This is a genomic window from Thalassovita sp., from assembly GCF_965218685.1.
In the GTDB taxonomy this organism is placed as follows: Bacteria; Pseudomonadota; Alphaproteobacteria; order Rhodobacterales; family Rhodobacteraceae; genus Thalassobius.
Genome location: NZ_OZ244657.1, coordinates 2,685,291 through 2,700,545, shown reverse-complemented (window position 1 = coordinate 2,700,545; position 15,255 = coordinate 2,685,291). Strand labels below are relative to the sequence as shown.

Sequence of the window (15,255 nt, the reverse complement as noted above, 5' to 3'; positions counted from 1 at the left end):
TTGTTCAGGGTTGGCCCACAGCGTCAAGGGGGGCAGGGTGCCAATCGAGACAAAGAGATGAAAAGAACGAGAGGGCAAAGCAGTGGCTAAGGGCGTATTCCGAGGATTCGTAACCGGCTTGATAGTGGCAGGCGCCGGTGTCAGCGTGATTTCACTGACGCGGCCACCCAGCCCAGCACCCGAGCCGACGGCCGAGGCGGTCGAAGTTCCCGCAGGTTCGGATTTCGAGACCGGGCGCGAAGACACCGCGCCCACGTTGCCCGTCGGTGCCGACAGCGCACCCCAGCCCGGCGAGGCCCCCAGGATTGAGGCTGCCGATGGCTCGGAAAGTCCCGTAGACGCGGCCGCAACCCAGCCCGCTGCGCGCCCCGAAACCGGCACGCCCCAAGGCACACTGACCGCCCCTGACGCCGAAACCGTTGATGCGCAAAGCACCGAACCTGGGTCGGCTCCGGATGTGTCGGACACGGTCGCCAAGCCGGCGATGCCCGCGGATGCAACTGAGGGCAAGATCTCGACCGATCCGGCCCAGCCTGCAACGCCCCCCGAAACCGAGCAGACGGCCTTCCCCGAGGAGACCGTTGATGCGAGCCCGGCCGCCGAGGCTGATGCGCCCCCGGCGCCGACCCAGCGCACCAGTCCCTTGCCGTCGGTCACTGATCCGGTTGAAGCCGCGCCCGAAGAGACCCGTCCGCGTATCGGCACCCCCGTTGGCACGTTCACTGATCGCGACGACCCCGTGACCGCGCCGGAACCTGCGCCCGAACCTGCACCCCTTCGCCCGATCGAGGCCAATGCGGTGCCCTTTGACAATCCCGAGAACAAGCCGCTGATGTCGATCATCCTGTTGGACGATCAGGCGGGCGCCATCGGCCCCGAGGCCCTTGCCGCCTTCCCATATCCGATCGCCGTGGCCGTGAATCCATTGTCCGATAACGCGCAAAGCCGCACCGAAAGCTATCGCGCCGCGGGGTTCGAGGTCATGGCCCTGATCGACATGCCCCAAGGCGCTACACCCTCGGATACCGAAACCCTGCTGCGCGCAGCCCTGACCCAGATGCCCGGCGCTGTGGCCGTGATGGAGGGCGCACAGACCGGCCTTCAGTCGGACAAACCTGTCAGCGATCAGGCAGCCGCCATTCTGGCCGAAACCGGCCACGGTCTGGTGCTGTTTCCCAAGGGGTTGAACACCGCTCAGAAACTGGCCGCGCAGGGCGGAGTGCCCTCGGCGACCGTGTTCCGCGATTTCGATGCCAAGGGGCAGAACGCCTCGATCATCCGGCGCTTTCTGGATCAGGCAGCCTTCAAGGCGCGGCAAGAGGAAAACGGCGTGATCATGCTGGGCCGTATGCGGGCTGATACGATCTCGGCGCTGCTGCTTTGGGGCCTGCAGGATCGTGCGGGCAGTGTCGCGCTGGCGCCGATCTCGGCCTTGCTGCTGGCAAACGACGGTTAAGCGTCGCGCCAGCGCCCCGGCTCCAGCCCGTCCAGGCTCCACTCGCCAATGCGAAAGCGGATCAGACGCAACGTGGGGAAACCTACCGCGGCTGTCATCCGCCGTACCTGGCGATTACGCCCCTCGGTCAGGGTCAGTTCGATCCAGCAATCGGGCACAGATTTGCGAAAGCGCACCGGCGGCACCCTGGGCCATAGCCAGGCAGGCTCTTCGATCCGCCGCGCCTTGGCAGGCCGGGTGCGCCCATCCTTCAGCTCGACCCCACGCGAGAGCGCCTGCAAGGCCTCGTCCGTGATCTCACCCTCGACCTGCGCCAGATAGGTCTTGGATATCTTGTTCCGGGGGTCCGCGATCCGCGCTTGAAGCCGGCCATTGTCCGTCAGCATCAACAATCCCTCGCTGTCGCGATCCAATCGCCCAGCGGCATAGACCCCGGGGACATCGATGAACTCGGACAGTGTCTTGCGATCAGACCCTTCATTTCCCTTGTCGGTGAACTGGGAAAGCACGTTGAACGGCTTGTTGAACAGGATCACACGGCTCATGGCTTGTATTTCCTTTGGTTTCTCAGGGTCCGAGCGCAAGGGACCACCAGCCCCGAGGCCGCAAGGCCGAGATATCCAGTGCGCGCCCCGGCGCGCTCCGCTGGATCACGCAAGGATCAGCCGTTGCCGTTGCCAGTGAACCGGGCCGCATCGGCTGCGGCGCGGCGGATCGCGTTGGACTTGTGGACGGTCTCCATGTACTCGGCCTCGGGCACCGAGTCGTATACGACCCCGCCGCCCGCCTGGATGTACAGCTTTTGGTCTTTTACGATCGCGGTTCGCAGCGCGATGCACATGTCCATGTCGCCACCCGCGCTGAAATAGCCGCAGCCGCCGCCATAAACGCCGCGCTTTTCCGGCTCCAGCTCGTCGATGATCTCCATCGCGCGAACCTTTGGTGCGCCTGACACGGTGCCCGCAGGCATGCCGGCAAAAAAGGCGCTCAGCGCGTCCTGATCATCGGCCAGCTCGCCCACGACGTTGGAGACGATATGCATCACGTGGCTATAGCGCTCGATGATGAACTCTTCTGTCGGGCGAACGGTGCCGATCTTGCTGACTTTGCCTGTATCGTTCCGGCCCAGGTCCAGCAGCATCAGGTGCTCGGCCAGTTCTTTCTGGTCGGCCAGCAGGTCCTCTTCCAGGGCCTTGTCTTCGGCAGGGGTGGCGCCGCGGGGGCGGGTGCCGGCGATGGGGCGGATGGTGACCTGACGGTCGAACACGCGCACCAGGATCTCGGGGCTGGCGCCGATCACCTGGAATCCGCCGAAATTGAAATAGAACATGAAGGGCGACGGGTTCGTCCGGCGCAGCGACCGATACAAGGCAAACGGCGGCAGCGGAAAGTTTTGCGTCCAGCGCTGCGAGGGCACGACCTGGAAAATATCGCCGGCGCGGATGTATTCCTTGGCCTTCTCGACAGCCTCCATATAGCCCGATTTCGAGAAATTGCTGATGGGCGCGCTGGTGTCATGCGCCTCGCCCAGATCGCGGCTGGCTTGCGGCATGGCGCGTTCCAGATCGCGCACGGCGTCCATCACACGTTCGGCCGCCTGGGCATAGGCAGCGCGGGCGGACAGACCATCGTTGATCCAGGCAGGGGACACCACGGTCACCTCGCCCTTGACCCCGTCCAGAACTGCCACGATCGAGGGGCGCAGCATCATCGCATCAGGCAGGCCCAGCGGGTCGGGGTTCACATCGGGCAGGTGTTCCACCAGACGGATCATGTCATAGCCAAGATATCCGAACAGGCCCGCACTGGCGGCGGGCAGATCCGACGGCAGATCGATCTTAGTCTCGGCGATCAGCGCGCGCAGGGCGGTCAGCGGATCGTCGTCGCAGGGTTGGAAAGCGTCCGGATCGAACCGCGCCTGACGGTTCAGCGAACTTTCGGTGCCATGACATTTCCAGATCACGTCAGGCTTCATCCCGATGATCGAATAGCGCCCGCGCACCTCGCCGCCCGTGACGGATTCCAGGATGAACGCGTCTTTCTGGGCCCCGGATAGCTTCAACATCAGGGAAACCGGCGTGTCCAGATCAGCCGCCAGGCGGGTATAGACCACCTGGTTCTTTCCCGCCTCGTATGCCTTGGCGAATTCTTCAAAAGTAGGCGTCAGTTCCACGGCGTCCGGTCCTTACTGGAAGTTGGCATGCACGGCATTGATCGCCGCCTGGTCCAGGTTGATCCCGGCGGTGTCCTGGATGTTGCGGGCATAGGCCGCGTACAGGTCCTGCGCCAGCGAGGCGTTGATTTCCTGTGCCAGCGACGCAGCCAGAGCGCTGACCTCGGGGTCGTCCATATCGGGCGGCAGGATATCGGTTAGCTGCACGATGGTTACCGTCGCCGCATCCGAGACCACGGCCGCGGTGCCGGCGTCCATCTCGAAGACCTTGGTCAGGAAACCGACGGGCGAACCACTGATGAACTCGTTGCGGGTCACGGCGGTTTCCACGCGGGCGGTCAGGCCCAATGCCGCCATATCGCCTGCGCCGGACAGCTCTTGCGTGATCTCGTCTGCGCGGGCGGCCAGCGCCTTGGTGGTCTCGGCCGCGAGCCATGCTGCCGAGACGTCCTCGCGGACCTCGTCCAGGGGCTTGAGCGCCGGGGCGACTTCGCCCTCAAGGCGCAGCGCAGCCAGACCGCCATCGTCCAGACGGATCAGTTCAGGATAATCGCCATCTGCCACGGCCTCGGCCGCGTTGCGGAAGGCAGCATAGCCGTTGATGCGATCCTCGGCGTCGTCATGCCAGTCCATGGTCGCCAGTTTCATGCCGGCCTCGGTGACCAGCTCTTCCAGCGTGGCGCCACCGGCCAGCAGATCGTCCACGTTCTCGGATTGGCTTTCGACCATGCGGCGGGCGCGGTCAGCGGCCAGTTCCAGACGGATCGCCTCGCGCGCATCTTCATAGGCGGTTTCCTTGGCGGCCAGAATGCCGTTCACGCGGAACAGCGCCGGACCCAAAGAGCTTTCGAACGGGCCGACAACATCGCCCACCTGAGCGTTGAAGACGGCGCCGCCGGCGGCGTCCAGATCGTCTTTGGTCACATCGCCCAGATCCACGTCGGACAGGTCCAGCCCGCGGTCTTCGACCAGGGTTTCGAACTGGGTCTCGCCGGTTTCGATCTTTGCCTTGGCGGCCAGCGCGGCGTCATCGTCCGAGAATACAAGGCGTTCCACCAGACGGCGTTCAGGGCGCATATAGGTGGCAAGGTTGGCGTCATATTGTTCGCGGATCGCGGCCTCGTCGACGTCAACCTGATCGATCACCATTTCAGGGGACAGCCAGACATAGGTCAGCTGCTTGATCGCCGGGCTGGTGAACCGGGCGGCGTTATCCTGGTGATAGGTGGCCAGCTGTTCCTCGGTCGGGGCAGGGACTGGGGTTGTCAGCGCGGCGCGGTCCAGCACGGCCCAAGTGAAGTTGCGGCGCTCGGCATAGTAACCCAGCAGGGTGTCGCTGTAGGCGGCGGGCATGGTAACGCCGGTGATCAGCGCGCCCTGCAGCAGGCTGCGGGTTGCGTCGGCGCGCATTTCCTCTTCAAACTCGGCCTCGGTCAGACCTGCCTGGCCCAGGGCAAAGCGATACGCCTCGCGGTCGAACTTGCCATCCCCCCCTTGGAACGAGGGGATTTCAACGATCTGGCGGCGCAGGTTCTCGTCGCCCAGCGACAGGCCGATGCTGCGCGCCTCGTTGTCCAGCGCAGCCGAGCCGATCAGGCGCCCCAGAACCGAACGGTCAAGGCCAAAGGCGATGGCTTGTTCAAAGGTGATGGTCTGGCCGGTTTGCGCCTGGATGGCGCGGATTTCATCCTGAAGGGCGCGGGCGTATTCCTGGATAGAGATTTTCTCGTCGCCGACAGCGCCGATGCTGCGCGAGTTGCCCGAAAGCGAGGTCGCGCCAAAGCCTGCAAGGCCCACAATCAGCAGAGCCAACAGAATCCAGACAAAGATTTTCGAAGTAGCGCCTTTGGCCATGAGCTTCCCTTATCACCGGGTAAATTGAAATCGTCCGCCCGTGTCTACGACGAGACCTTGCGGGGGGCAAGGCCCGCCAGCCGTTCAAACAGGGTGTTGATGCCCGCGCGATCGATATTGGCAAAGGCGATCCTTAGCTGGCGCTGCCCTGCGGGGTCATCATCGGGCATGAACATGGTGCCAGGCAGGGCCAGAACGGCGGCGTCGGATACCATGTCCTGCGCCAATTGCAGCGAGGATCTCCGAAATGGATGCGTCACATAGGCGAAATAGGCGCCGACGCCCAGCAGGTCCCATCCTTTTTCGGCAAGCTTGGGAAAGCCTTCCTCGATCGCGGCGCGGCGATCCAAGATCTCGGCGCGCTCTCCGGCCAGCCATTGGCCAAGGTTCTGCATCCCCCATAGCGCGGCGTGCTGCGCCAGTTGGTTGGGGCATATGGTGACGGTGTCCAGGAACTTTTCCACCTGCGCAAGGCGATCAGGATGCGCGATCATCGCGCCGACACGGTGGCCGGTCAGACGATACGCCTTGGAGAAGGAATACAGCTGGATCACCGTGTCGGCCCAGTCGGGATCGGTGAACAAATCATGCGGCGCGCCGCTTTTGCTGTGAAAATCGCGATAGGTTTCGTCCACGATCAGGGCGATCCGGGCTTCGCGGGCGACATCGCGGAAGGCCGCGACCAGATCGGCGGGATATTCAACGCCCGCCGGGTTGTTCGGCGTGACCAGCACGATTGCGCGCGTGCGCTCGGTGATCATCGCGCGGGCCACATCAGGGTCGGGCAGCAGGCCCGGACCCGTGGGCAGATCCACGCAGCGCACACCGGTCATGTCCAGCCACATCTTGTGGTTAAAGTAGTAAGGGGTGGGCAGGATCACCTCGTCACCCTCGGCGGCCAGGGTCATCATCGCAGCACAAAAGGCCTGATTGCAGCCAGCGGTAATGCAGACATTGCTGTCGTTGATCGCGCCGCCATACGCGGCACTGAAATTGCTGGCAACCTCGGCGCGCAGAGCAGGCAGACCCAGCACGGGGCCATATAGATGGGCGCTGTCCAGCGTAAGGGCAGTTTCAGCGATGTGCTTGCGTAACGCGTCTGTCGGCGGGTCCACCGGCGCGGCCTGGCTGACGTTGATCAATGGCCGTTCCGCCGAGAATTTCGCATCCGCGATCCAGCGGCGCGCCTCCATGACCGGAGGGGGAAAGGTTGCGGCGGTACGAGGCAAAGTCATGGTCAGCTCCGGTTCCTTGGTCCTCGCAGGATAGGCCGCGTTGCGGTCGGGGCAAGCCCGGATTTTAGGGCTCTGTGCTGGTTCGGGCGGCGGCGAAATTTGCTGTCAGCGCCTGACCGATCCGAAGCAAAGCATAACTGCCTGCCCAGGACGCCAGAAAAACCAGCTCGGCGAAGAATATCGTATGCCCGGTCAAAGAGATGAAATGAGCAATGACCACGATGAAAAACGGGTGCAGCACATAGATGCCAAAGGCCGCATCGCCCAAGGGGCCGGCCCAGCGTCCGATCTTGTCGAAGTGCAGGAAAACCTCGAACAGGACGGCGGACAGGATCAGGAACCAGGCGGGTTCGGGGTGGCCCAGCAGCGTCATGCCGATCAGAGTTCCGACAAGCAGAAAGCTTGGCCCCCAGCGGCGGCCCGATACGCGAATGACCGCATAAAACAGGGGTGGCAGGGCAAAACACCACTGCGTCCATGGGGGCGAGAGCATCGCGTTCCATTCAACATAATAGAGCCCGCACGAAAGCGGCAATGTTACGACCACCATAATGGCGCCGAACACACGGCCATGGGGCAGGTGCATCGCGATATAGGCAAAGGGGGCAGAAATCAGGATGAAGGGCAGGAACCACAGGTGAATCTCGGGGCCGATCAGAAGCCAAGCTGGGTCCGTCAGTTGGAACATCGTGTGCCAACCATCACGCAGCCCGCGAAAGAACAGATAGAAGCCCGACCAGATCACCCAGGGAACGAAAATGCGGATCACCCGGCGCATCATAAAAGTGGCGAAGTCTTGCCGGGTGGCAGCACGGGTACTAAGCGCGACGCTGAGAATGATAAACGTGTCCAGCCCGGCATAGGCCACGATTGCATGCGGGGCCCCCAGATGCCCCCAAACAATGGAAAACGCGCAGATAAAGCGCAGAAGTTCGAGCGAATAGAACTTCGGCGCTCGCTCGCCTGGCAAAGCGCCGCCGATCAGCTTTTCGCGGATGGTGTCGGTGCTCATGCCGCCACCATCGGGTCAGCGGTTGAAATAGGCCGCTTAGTCAGTTCCTCGGTACGGTTCAACATATTGCAATGCCATATCCCAGGGGAAGAAAATCCAAGTGTCCTGGCTTACTTCGGTAATAAATGTGTCGACCTGAGGGCGCCCTTTGGGCTTTGCATAGACAGTCCCGAAATGCGCTTTCGGAAACATTTCGCGCACCAGTTCCAGGGTTTTGCCGCTGTCGACCAGATCGTCGATGACCAGGATGCCTTCTCCGTCGCCCATCAATTCCGCGTCGGGGGCTTTCAGAACCGAGGCCTCGGACTGTGACTGGTGGTCATAGGATTTGACACTGATCGTGTCGATCGTGCGGATGTCCAGCTCGCGCGCGATGATCATCGCCGGGGCCATGCCACCGCGTGTGATCGCCACGATGGCTTTCCAGGCGCCATTGTCGGGGCCTTGCCCATCCAGCCGCCAGGCCAGCGCCCGGCTGTCGCGGTGAATTTGATCCCAGCTGATGTGGAATCCTTTTTCATGGGGCAGGCGGGTCTCGGCCATGATGTGTCCTTCGTGAAAGCGTTTTCAGAAGTGATAGCGTCAAACTGATGTGTGGAAAAGAGGCCGATCGCCGGGTCACTTACAAGAAAACACCGGCAGAGTGCTCTGCCGGTGTTGAATAGTTTGAAAATCGAGAGGGCGTTACTTGCGCCCGGTCACTGCGTCGATGTCCGGCGCGTCCACGGCCTTCATTCCGACCACATGGTATCCTGCATCAACATGCAGGTTTTCCCCGGTCACGCCGCTGCCCAGGTCGGACAGCATGTAAAGGGCCGATTTGCCCACATCATCGATGGTCACGTTGCGGCGCAGGGGCGAGTTCAGTTCGTTCCATTTCAGGATATAGCGGAAATCGCCGATGCCGCTGGCGGCCAGGGTCTTGATCGGGCCGGCGCTGATCGCATTGACGCGGATGCCGTCCTTGCCCAGATCCTCGGCCAGGTATTTCACCGACGCCTCCAGCGCGGCCTTGGCCACACCCATGACGTTATAGTGCGGCATCACCTGCTCGGCGCCATAGTAGGTCAGGGTCAGGGCGCTGCCGCCATCGTTCATGATCTTCTCGGCGCGCTGCATGACGCTGGTGAAGCTGTAGCAGCTGATATCCATTGTCATCAGGAAGTTGTCGCGGCTGGTGTCGACGTAACGGCCGCGCAGCTCGTTCTTGTCCGAAAAGCCGATGGCGTGGACCAGAAAATCGATCTTGCCGAATTTCTTTTCGATCTCGGCAAAGGCCGCATCGACCGAGGCCGCATCCGACACGTCGCAATCGATCAGGGTTTCGACGCCCAGCTGTTCGGCCAAGGGGGCAACGCGCTTGCGGAAAGCATCCCCCATGTAGGTAAAGGCCATTTCGGCCCCTGCGTCCGCACAGGCCTTGGCAATCCCCCAGGCGATCGACTTGTCATTGGCAAGTCCCATGATCACACCGCGTTTCCCGGCCATCAGTTGATTTGACATTTCTCGTTCCCCGACGTGCTTAACTGGTTACCTGTGCTTTAGGGGATAGAACCTGCAGCATCAAGTGCAGCCTTACCCTTGGGGCAATCCGAGTTGCCGGGCAGGGGGCCTACACCGTCCCTGCAGGACGCGTTAGGCTGACGACAGAAGACAAAGAGGGAATCATGACCGACAGAACCGGAATTTTTGCAGGGGACGATCCGTTCCAGATCGCGCGTGATTGGCTGGCCGAGGCCGAAAAGAGCGAAGTCAACGACCCGAACGCCATCGCACTTAGCACGGTAGACGCAGATGGCATGCCGAACGCGCGCATGGTGCTGCTGAAAGAGATCGAGGACGCGGCCTTTGTTTTCTACACGAATTACGAAAGCGCGAAAGCGACCGAGGTGACACAGGCTGGCAAGGCCGCTTTCGTGATGCATTGGAAGTCGCTGCGGCGGCAGATTCGCGTGCGCGGGATCGTCACAAAAGAGGACGGACCGCAGGCGGATGAGTATTATCGCTCGCGTTCGCTGAAAAGCCGGCTGGGGGCCTGGGCGTCAAAACAATCGCAACCGTTGTCTTCGCGAGCATCGCTTATGGCTGAGGTTGCAAAAGTGACCGCTCAGCAGGGCCCCAACCCGAAACGACCATCCTTTTGGGGAGGTTTCAGAATCACGCCAATTGAGATTGAATTCTGGGCAGACGGTGCTTTTCGACTGCATGATCGGTTCCAATGGCGTAGGGAAACACCGCAAATGGCGTGGAAAGTAACACGCCTAAACCCTTGATACTCGCGTAACGTGAAATGCAAGCGATTGATAAAAGTCAAATTTTCGACTTGCACAAGCCGGTCCAATTGTATCATGACTGTGTCGGGGATGACGTTCATTTGGGTACCAACGCTGTGAAGACTGAAGAAGACGGCGAACGCAGGGTACACGGGCACGTTAAATGGTTTGACCCTGTAAAGGGGTTTGGTTTTGTAGTCGCGGAAAGCGGTGGGCCTGATATTCTGTTGCACGCTAACGTATTGCGCAATTTCGGGCAAAGCTCGGTTGCGGATGGCGCGTATATCGAGATTTCGGTTCAAGAGACCGGTCGCGGTGTGCAAGCCATCGAGGTTTATGTGATTGAACCTCCGAAAGCCACCGAAGGCTCTGCCTTGGCAGATTTCGAGGATATCGATCCCGAAGTGATGCGCAACGCACCGATGGAACCGGGCCGGGTGAAATGGTTCGACAAGGGCAAGGGGTTTGGCTTTGCCAACATCTTTGGCCGCCCGGAAGATGTGTTCGTGCATATCGAGGTGTTGCGCCGCTCGGGATTGGCCGATCTGCAACCCGGCGAGGCCGTGGGCCTGCGGGTGATCGAGGGCCAGCGCGGCCGTATGGCCACCGAGATCCTTGCATGGGAAGCCGCCGTTAAATTCAAGGACGCCGAATGAGCCAAGTGGGGCGTCAAATAAAACGCGCCCTGTGGCTGTTGGCCTTTTGTTTTCTGGCGCCCGCCTTGGCGATGGCCGAATGCCGGACCGAGACCGTCTTTTTGAAGGGCGACTGGGGGCAGGCGCGCTTTGCCGTCGAGGTGGCAGACACTGCATCCGAGCGCGCCGTGGGCCTGATGTATCGCGAAAAGATGCCCCGGATGGCAGGAATGCTGTTCGTCTATCCCAGCGCGCAGCGCGTATCATTCTGGATGCGCGACACCTATATCCCTTTGGACATGTTTTTCCTGAACGAGGCAGGCATCGTGACTCGGATCCACGAAAATGCCGTTCCGTTGGATGAAACTCCGATCCCTGGGGGCGATGACATCAAGTTTGTGCTCGAGCTGAATGCTGGCATGGCCAAGCGTTTGGGCATCGCTACGGGCAGCCTGATGCGTCACCCTTCGGTCGAGGCCAGCCGCGCTGCTTGGCCGTGCAGATAAGATCGTGCTTGTGCGCTCTTTTTTGGCTTTTCAATCCCGGCAGGGGCGGCTATGTGGAACGAACGGTCCGGGGCGTAGCGCAGTCTGGTAGCGCACCTGTTTTGGGTACAGGGGGTCGTGAGTTCGAATCTCGCCGCCCCGACCATCCTTCCAAGAATATTGTGACAGCGTGGCCGTTTGCCATTCACTGATATTCTGTTCGGGGTTCTCCTGACCAAGTTGACGTCACAGATTGCCGGTTTGAAACTGCGATCTGGTTTCAGTCGCGAATCTTCGAAGGATTGCTTTGAAGGTCTCTTCTGATTTGGTGGCGGTTTGACCGTTGCGACTGAGAATCCCGATGGGCCGCGTGATATGTGGATGTTTGACCAGTTGGAAGCCAAAGGCCTCGCGCGGCATATGCAAAACCTTCGAGCGTAGCATCAACGCCAGCCCATTGCTGCAACGGAAGCCGAACGCCACGGCGGAAGACATGAAATCGATCCCGTCGAGAAGGGCGCAAGTCTTATTCTGTCAGTCCTGTTGGAAGAGGTAGGATCGCCCGGCTGAAGCCTGGTTTTACCCAGGGATCGGTCGCCGTATGTCTGGTGGCTCTTGTAGAAAATGCAAATTTGGTATACAGCGGCATACAAAATTGCCTGATGCGACTCGGAAGACATATTTGCCAGCCGCCCAGGCCTTGACCCGGCACTAATTCGTAGGAATCAACATGAGCTTGTACACAGATTACCTTACCGAGATCGAGACCCGTAAAGATCAGGGATTGCATCCCAAGCCTATCGACGATGGTGCCCTGGTTGGGGCGTTGATCGCGCAGATCAAGGATACCGGGAACGAGTATCGCGCGGACTCTTTGCAGCATTTCATTTACAACACGCTGCCCGGCACCACGAGCGCGGCCGTTGTGAAGGCGGCGTTTTTGAAGGACATCATTCTTGGCACCGAGACTGTTGCCGAGATCACGCCTGATTTCGCGTTCGAGCTTTTGTCGCACATGAAGGGCGGCCCCTCGATTGCGGTTCTGCTGGATGTGGCGCTTGGGGATGATGCGGCGCTGGCCGGTCAGGCAGCCGAGGTTCTGAAGACCCAGGTATTCCTGTACGAAGCGGACATGGATCGCCTGTCCGAGGCCCACGCCGCAGGCAATGCCGTGGCGACCGATATCCTGGACAGCTATGCCAAGGCCGAGTTCTTCACCAAGCTGCCGGACATCGATGAAGAGATCAAGGTTGTCACCTATATCGCCGCCGAGGGTGATATCTCGACCGACCTTCTGTCGCCCGGCGCCGAGGCCCACAGCCGTGCTGACCGCGAGTTGCATGGCAAGTGCATGATCACCCCCGAAGCTCAGGGTGAAATCGTTGCCCTGCAAGAGGCCAACCCCGGCGCCCGCGTCATGCTGATCGCGGAAAAAGGCACGATGGGTGTTGGCTCGTCGCGGATGTCTGGTGTGAACAACGTGGCGCTGTGGACCGGCAAACAGGCCAGCCCCTATGTTCCCTTCGTGAACATCGCCCCCGTTGTGGCCGGCACCAACGGCATCTCGCCGATCTTCCTGACCACCGTTGGCGTGACCGGCGGCATCGGCATTGACCTGAAGAACTGGGTCAAGAAGGTCGACGCGGACGGCAACACCGTTCTGGATGACAATGGCGATCCGGTGCTGGAGCAGGCCTATTCGGTTGAGACCGGCAAGGTTCTGACCATCAACACCAAGGACAAGAAACTGTACGACGCCGACGGCACCGAGCTGGTCGACATCTCGTCCTCGCTGACCCCTCAGAAGGTCGAGTTCATCAAGGCTGGCGGTTCCTACGCCGTGGTCTTTGGCAAGAAGCTGCAGACATTCGCAGCCGAGGCCCTGGGCCAGGACCTGAAATCGGCCTACGCGCCGTCGAAAGAAGTATCGATCGAAGGCCAGGGCCTGACCGCGGTCGAGAAGATCTTCAACCGCAACGCCCGCGGCGCGACCCCGGGCAAGACGCTGCATGCTGGCTCGGACGTGCGTGTTCAGGTGAACGTTGTTGGCAGCCAGGACACCACCGGCCCGATGACCGCGCAGGAACTGGAGGCCATGGCGGCCACCGTGATCTCGCCCTCGCTGGACGTTGGGTACCAGTCGGGCTGTCACACCGCGTCGGTTTGGGACCTGAAGGCACAGGCCAACATCCCCAAGCTGATGGCCTTCATGAACTCCTTTGGCCTGATCACGGCGCGCGATCCCAAAGATAAATACCACGCGATGACCGACGTGATTCACAAGGTGCTGAACGACATCACCGTGGATGACTGGGACATCATCATCGGCGGCGACAGCCACACCCGTATGTCCAAGGGCGTAGCCTTTGGTGCGGACAGTGGCACCGTGGCGCTGGCGCTGGCCACCGGCGAGGCGTCGATGCCGATCCCGGAATCGGTCAAGGTGACCTTCAAGGGCCAGATGGCCGATCACATGGACTTCCGCGACGTGGTGCACGCCACCCAGGCGCAGATGCTGGCGCAGCATGGCGACAACGTCTTCCAGGGTCGGGTGATCGAAGTGCATATCGGCACCCTGCTGGCCGACCAGGCCTTTACCTTCACCGACTGGACCGCCGAGATGAAAGCCAAGGCTTCGGTCTGTATCTCGAATGACGAGACGCTGATCGGGTCTCTGGAACTGGCCAAGAGCCGCATCCAGATCATGATCGACAAGGGCATGGACAACGAGGCACAGCTGCTGGCTGGTCTGATCGCCAAGGCGGACAAGCGGATCGCCGAGATCAGGTCGGGTGAAAAGCCGGCCCTGACGCCGGATGCCAACGCCAAGTATTTTGCCGAGGTCGTGGTCGATCTGGACCAGATCGTCGAACCGATGATCGCGGACCCGGACGTCAACAACATCGACGTGTCCAAGCGCTATACCCATGACACGATCCGCCCGATCTCGTACTACAAGGCTGAAAAGCATGTGGACCTGGGCTTTGTCGGCTCGTGCATGGTGCACAAGGGCGACATGAAAATCGTGGCGCAGATGCTCAAGAACCTGGAAAAAGCCACCGGCAAGGTCGAGTTCAAGGCCCCGCTGGTCGTGGCCGCCCCGACCTACAACATCATCGATGAGCTGAAGGAAGAGGGCGACTGGGAAGTTCTGGAGAAATACTCGGGCTTCGAGTTCGACGACGCGGCGCCGAAAACCAACGCCCGCACCGAGTACGAGAACATCCTGTACCTGGAGCGTCCGGGCTGTAACCTGTGCATGGGCAACCAGGAAAAGGCTGCCAAGGGCGACACCGTCCTGGCCACCTCGACCCGCCTGTTCCAGGGCCGCGTGGTGGGCGATGCCCCCGACAAGAAAGGCGAATCCCTGCTGGCCTCGACCCCGGTCGTGGTCCTGTCAGCCATCCTGGGCCGCACCCCGACCCTGGAAGAGTACAAAACCGCCGTCGAAGGCATCGACCTGACCAAGTTCGCACCCCCAAAAGAAATCCCAGGAACCGCACGTTCCGTGCACTTCTAAGGGACTGAAAGTCTTGTAAGAATGGGCGTCACCAGGAACGGTGGCGCCCATTTCTTTTGTTTAGTCCGGCTGTTCACAGCTGAGGAAAATCTAGCGGCACCTGCATTGGTCATAGGGGCGTTGGCGCGAATCTCGCTGCTTTCTTCACCATGTCGTCATATTTCTATGGGACACGAAGATTGCTCAATATTCGGTCATTTTGCGTCCTTGATTCGGGTTCCCACAAGATGTGGTGGACGTGGGCGAATTTATTTTGGAAATCACTTCGCAGGTGCAGAAAATCCTTTCTACGCCGCAGCATAGCTGAAGTGCTGCAGGAACCGTGTCCGCTAAACCAGCCAGAACCAAGGGAAAATTTCAGCTGTCCACAAGGATGCCCACAGGCTGCATTAACCAGCGGTTAACTTGTTGAATCACCCGATTGCGGAACCTGCACTGGGTCAACACCCAAAAGCCAAAATTTTCGTAAAAAAATCCGTTGACCGTCTAGAGGGTGATACGCCAGATTGTGGGAGCCAGCCGGATAACGCACAAGATATAGTGGCGGTAGCGCAGGGACGTAAGTTTCGTACATCAGGGTCATTAGGCCCACAGAGCCCCGGTTATTCGTGA

Annotated in this window: 13 protein-coding genes and 1 tRNA gene; 6 read left to right on the top strand and 8 right to left on the bottom strand. The window is 60.7% G+C overall.

Annotated features, from left to right (window positions below; all coding sequences use genetic code 11):
- Nucleotides 1-82 precede the first annotated feature (82 nt).
- A complete protein-coding gene (locus tag ACOQOQ_RS13330) occupies nucleotides 83-1,456 on the top strand; it encodes a divergent polysaccharide deacetylase family protein (protein ID WP_420567473.1) in 1,374 nt (457 codons plus the stop codon).
- Here the strand turns inward: ACOQOQ_RS13330 and ACOQOQ_RS13325 are convergent.
- The 7 genes from ACOQOQ_RS13325 to fabI form a co-directional block, all read right to left on the bottom strand.
- Nucleotides 1,453-2,001, bottom strand: coding sequence for an rRNA large subunit pseudouridine synthase E (locus ACOQOQ_RS13325; RefSeq protein ID WP_420567472.1), 549 nt, complete (start codon nucleotides 1,999-2,001; stop codon nucleotides 1,453-1,455). The two genes, ACOQOQ_RS13330 and ACOQOQ_RS13325, sit on opposite strands and share 4 nt — an antisense overlap.
- Nucleotides 2,002-2,117: 116 nt before the next feature.
- Nucleotides 2,118-3,629, bottom strand: a complete 1,512-nt coding sequence (gene trpE, locus ACOQOQ_RS13320; protein ID WP_420567471.1) for an anthranilate synthase component I — start codon at nucleotides 3,627-3,629, stop codon at nucleotides 2,118-2,120.
- Between the two features lie 12 nt (nucleotides 3,630-3,641).
- Nucleotides 3,642-5,483, bottom strand: coding sequence for a SurA N-terminal domain-containing protein (locus ACOQOQ_RS13315; protein ID WP_420567470.1), 1,842 nt, complete (start codon nucleotides 5,481-5,483; stop codon nucleotides 3,642-3,644).
- A gap of 44 nt (nucleotides 5,484-5,527) precedes the next feature.
- Nucleotides 5,528-6,718: an aminotransferase gene (locus ACOQOQ_RS13310; RefSeq protein WP_420567469.1), complete on the bottom strand. Its 1,191-nt coding sequence runs from the start codon at nucleotides 6,716-6,718 to the stop codon at nucleotides 5,528-5,530.
- 64 nt (nucleotides 6,719-6,782) lie between these two features.
- Entirely contained in the window at nucleotides 6,783-7,730 is a 948-nt protein-coding gene (locus ACOQOQ_RS13305; RefSeq protein ID WP_420567468.1) for an acyltransferase family protein, read from the bottom strand.
- Nucleotides 7,731-7,766: 36 nt separating this feature from the next.
- A complete protein-coding gene (gene gpt / locus ACOQOQ_RS13300; RefSeq protein WP_420567467.1) occupies nucleotides 7,767-8,273 on the bottom strand; it encodes a xanthine phosphoribosyltransferase in 507 nt (168 codons plus the stop codon).
- A 141-nt stretch (nucleotides 8,274-8,414) separates the two neighbouring features.
- The gene (gene fabI / locus ACOQOQ_RS13295; protein ID WP_420567466.1) at nucleotides 8,415-9,233 is read right to left on the bottom strand and encodes an enoyl-ACP reductase FabI; all 819 of its coding nucleotides are present in this window, start codon (nucleotides 9,231-9,233) and stop codon (nucleotides 8,415-8,417) included.
- A 164-nt stretch (nucleotides 9,234-9,397) separates the two neighbouring features.
- On the opposite strand from fabI, the gene pdxH reads away from it, so the two are divergent.
- The 4 genes from pdxH (at nucleotide 9,398) to ACOQOQ_RS13275 (ending at nucleotide 11,289) form a co-directional block, all read left to right on the top strand.
- Nucleotides 9,398-10,003, top strand: coding sequence for a pyridoxamine 5'-phosphate oxidase (gene pdxH, locus ACOQOQ_RS13290; RefSeq protein ID WP_420567465.1), 606 nt, complete (start codon nucleotides 9,398-9,400; stop codon nucleotides 10,001-10,003).
- A 116-nt stretch (nucleotides 10,004-10,119) separates the two neighbouring features.
- Nucleotides 10,120-10,659 (top strand): cold-shock protein, encoded by a 540-nt coding sequence (locus tag ACOQOQ_RS13285; RefSeq protein WP_420567464.1) that lies wholly within the window; start codon nucleotides 10,120-10,122, stop codon nucleotides 10,657-10,659.
- Nucleotides 10,656-11,144 (top strand): DUF192 domain-containing protein, encoded by a 489-nt coding sequence (locus ACOQOQ_RS13280; RefSeq protein ID WP_420567463.1) that lies wholly within the window; start codon nucleotides 10,656-10,658, stop codon nucleotides 11,142-11,144. Before ACOQOQ_RS13285 ends, ACOQOQ_RS13280 begins: the two co-directional genes overlap by 4 nt.
- Nucleotides 11,145-11,212: 68 nt before the next feature.
- Nucleotides 11,213-11,289, top strand: a tRNA-Pro gene (locus ACOQOQ_RS13275).
- Between the two features lie 80 nt (nucleotides 11,290-11,369).
- Here the strand turns inward: ACOQOQ_RS13275 and ACOQOQ_RS13270 are convergent.
- Nucleotides 11,370-11,618: a hypothetical protein gene (locus ACOQOQ_RS13270; protein ID WP_420567462.1), complete on the bottom strand. Its 249-nt coding sequence runs from the start codon at nucleotides 11,616-11,618 to the stop codon at nucleotides 11,370-11,372.
- Between the two features lie 235 nt (nucleotides 11,619-11,853).
- On the opposite strand from ACOQOQ_RS13270, the gene ACOQOQ_RS13265 reads away from it, so the two are divergent.
- Nucleotides 11,854-14,643 carry a bifunctional aconitate hydratase 2/2-methylisocitrate dehydratase gene (locus ACOQOQ_RS13265; RefSeq protein WP_420567461.1) on the top strand — a complete coding sequence of 930 codons (2,790 nt, stop codon included), beginning with the start codon at nucleotides 11,854-11,856 and terminating at the stop codon, nucleotides 14,641-14,643.
- Nucleotides 14,644-15,255 lie beyond the last annotated feature (612 nt).